Below are 2,864 nucleotides of genomic sequence, written 5' to 3'. Positions count from 1 at the left end.
TGAAGCCTCGACCTCCGGTTCTGGTTTGCCCTCGTCGCCCAAGTGCTTAGACTATGGGAGAATGCGCCGCCCCCCCGCGACCCGGAGTCCAAGGCTTCAGCCTTGGATTGGGGGCGCCAAGGCTGAAGCCTTGGACTCCAGCACAACCGTTACTGACCGTCGAGAGGCCACCTTATGACCGACAAAGTCGACAATCTGGTTCTGGAGCACCTGCGGGCCATCCGTGCCGATGTGGGCGCCATCAAGGACGACGTGCGGGAGATCAAGCAACGCCTGGCCAACCTTGAAGGCGCGGTCGCCGGCCTGAAGCGCGACCAGGCGTCGTCTTAGGCCGACACGGCCGATCAACACCTGCGCTATGACCGGCTGGCGGACCGGTTGGAGCGGGTCGAGCGTCGCCGCGATCCGCGCGACGGCGACCACGCCTGATCCGTGGGAGCGGCGTCCCGCCGCGCTTGAACCTCGCTGCCGCCTCGACCGCCGCGGCGCGCCCCCCGTCTCCGCCCGCATGGGTTGACCCAAGATGCCCGCTCCCCCCCGTCCCCCAACCAAGGCACCCACCACGGCCGGTGTGGTGGAATCCTGCCACGACCTGCTGAAATGGCTGATCCCGCGCCTGGACGACTTCCCGCGCACCCGGCGCTTCACGCTGGGCGCCCAACTGGAGACGGGGGTCCTGAACCTGCTGCGGCTGCTGGTCGCGGCCGCCTATACCCACGACAAGAGCGCCCTGTTGCAGCGCGCCAATCGCGACCTGGAGATCCTGCGTCACCTGTGGCGTGTCGCCCATGAACTGGAGGTCATCGGTTTCCGCCAATACGAGTACGGGGCACGCCTGATGAACGATATCGGCCGCCAGATCGGCGCCTGGTTGCGCAGCCGCCAGGCGCCCGCGCCATGAAGCGGCTGGGCGGCGTCTGGCCGCGCCTGGTCGCCTTCGAGAACCTGTTCGGGGCCTACCGGCGCGCCCGCCGGGGCAAGCGCACCCGTCCCGATGTGCAGAACTTCGCCCTTCGGTTGGAGTCCAATCTGTTCACCCTGCAGCGCGAACTAGAGGACGGGAGCTACCGCCCCGGCGCCTATCGCCTGTTCACCGTCTACGAGCGCAAGCCGCGCCTGATCGCCGCCGCCCCCTTCCGCGACCGGGTGGTCCACCACGCCCTGATGCAGTGCATCGAACCCACCATCGACCGGCGCTTCATCCGCGACAGCTACGCCTGCCGCGCCGGCAAGGGCGTCCATGCCGCGGTGGACCGCTACCAGCAGTGGGCACGGCGCTATGCCTATGTGCTCAAGCTCGACATCAGCCGCTACTTCCCGAGCATCGATCACCGCATCCTCAAGGAGACCCTGCGCCGCCACCTGAAGGACCAACGGGTGCTGGCCCTGCTCGATCGCATCATCGACGGCGCCCCGCCCGGTAGCGAGTCGCAGCCGCCCTTTCCCGGCGACGACCTCCTGACCCCGCTGGAGCGCCCGCGCGGTATCCCGATCGGCAACCTCACGAGCCAGTTCTTCGCCAACCTGTACCTGGACGGCTTCGACCACTGGCTGCTGGAGACCCGGCGGGTGCCGGCCTACCTGCGCTATGTCGATGACCTCTACATCCTGGGGGATGACCTGGCCGAGCTCTGGGCGACCCGCGCGGCCTGCGACGAGTACCTGGCCGGGCTGCGCCTGCGCCTGCACCCGCGCAAGGTGCGGGTCCAGCGTACCAGCGAGGCGGTGGACGTGCTGGGCTTGCGCGTCTCGCGGCAGCGCCGTTGGCTGCGTAACGACAACGGCTATCGCTTCCGGCGGCGCTTTCGCGACCTGCTGCGTCTCTATCGGGAGGGACGCATCGAATGGGCCGACCTCCTGCCGGGGGTGCAGGGCTGGATCGGCCACGCCCGCCACGCCGAGACCCTGGGCCTGCGCCTGGCGATCTTCGGCCCGGTTGCGTTTTACCGCGATGGCTGGTACATCGTCGGACGGGGGTCGGCCCCACCGCTGGCCGGGTGTTGCGCGGCGGTTCCTGGAACAACAACGCAAGGAACACGCGCGTCTCGAACCGCAACAGGAACACTCCCGACAACCGCAACGAAAGGCTCGGTCTGCGGCTGGCCCAGTCTGCCCGCGTGGCCTTCAGTGCCGCTGCCCGGAACCCCCGCGGTTGGCGCCGCGGGGGGCGTGGCGCGCGGGTGTCCATGAGCCGGCTTCCAGTCCGGTCAGGGCGGAACGGACGAATAGTCTTGCCAGGGAGGCGGGGGGTGGCCCAAGTAGCGTCATGCGAAAGGGGCGCCCCCATTTTTTTGACGGGGTTGGCCGTGATGACATCAGGCAGGACGGGTGGTCGGTGAAACCTTCGGTACTGGGGCTTGGTCTTGGCATCCTGGCGGGGCTGGCGGTGCTGGTCGGCGAGGTCGCGGCCTGGACCGAGGCGGATATGCAGGGGGCCAGACGGTTGCTGGAGGGCAAGCTGGAGCAGCAGCGGGCGGCTGAGGCGAAGGCGCAGGCCGAGTCTGAAGCCAAGGCTGCGGCAAAGGCGAAGGCCGAGTCTGAAGCCAAGGCGGCGGCGGAGGCGAAGGCCAAGGCGGAGTCTGAAGCCAAGGCGGCGGCCGAGGTCGCCGCAAAGGCCGAGGCCGCGGCGCAGGCGGCGCGACAGCGCGCCGGCGACAGCATCGCGCAAGGGATGGTCAAGATCCCCGGCGGCGACTTCCAGATGGGTTGCAGTCCCGGGGATGGCCAGGGCAATCGCATCAAGTTCTGCTAATATTCGCACTTACTGATGCATCGGGCAAATCCTACATCTGGACTGCTCCCAAGGCTACATGCCGTGTCCCTTTCCTATGCCACGAACACTTTGCGAACACCACACGTCTTCA

General features: G+C 68.1%; 4 protein-coding genes. All 4 read left to right on the top strand.

Translation table 11 applies throughout. The features are described from left to right. The first annotated feature begins 174 nt into the window (after positions 1-174). The 4 genes from QZY48_RS09875 (at position 175) to QZY48_RS09860 (ending at position 2,752) form a co-directional block, all read left to right on the top strand. Positions 175-330: a hypothetical protein gene (locus QZY48_RS09875; RefSeq protein WP_295430580.1), complete on the top strand. Its 156-nt coding sequence runs from the start codon at positions 175-177 to the stop codon at positions 328-330. A 193-nt stretch (positions 331-523) separates the two neighbouring features. Next, on the top strand, positions 524-901 hold the full coding sequence (gene avd, locus QZY48_RS09870) for a diversity-generating retroelement protein Avd (RefSeq protein ID WP_295430578.1): 378 nt from the start codon (positions 524-526) through the stop codon (positions 899-901). Further along, positions 898-2,190 carry a reverse transcriptase domain-containing protein gene (locus QZY48_RS09865; protein WP_295430577.1) on the top strand — a complete coding sequence of 431 codons (1,293 nt, stop codon included), beginning with the start codon at positions 898-900 and terminating at the stop codon, positions 2,188-2,190. The genes avd and QZY48_RS09865 overlap by 4 nt, the downstream gene beginning before the upstream one ends. A 145-nt stretch (positions 2,191-2,335) precedes the next feature. After that, the gene (locus QZY48_RS09860) at positions 2,336-2,752 is read left to right on the top strand and encodes a hypothetical protein (RefSeq protein ID WP_295430576.1); all 417 of its coding nucleotides are present in this window, start codon (positions 2,336-2,338) and stop codon (positions 2,750-2,752) included. The last annotated feature ends 112 nt before the right edge of the window (positions 2,753-2,864 follow it).

It is taken from the genome of uncultured Thiodictyon sp. (assembly GCF_903828115.1).
Taxonomy (GTDB): domain Bacteria; phylum Pseudomonadota; class Gammaproteobacteria; order Chromatiales; family Chromatiaceae; genus Thiodictyon.
The sequence above is the reverse complement of the archived record's forward strand: the minus strand, read 5'-3'. Positions and strand labels throughout refer to the sequence as shown.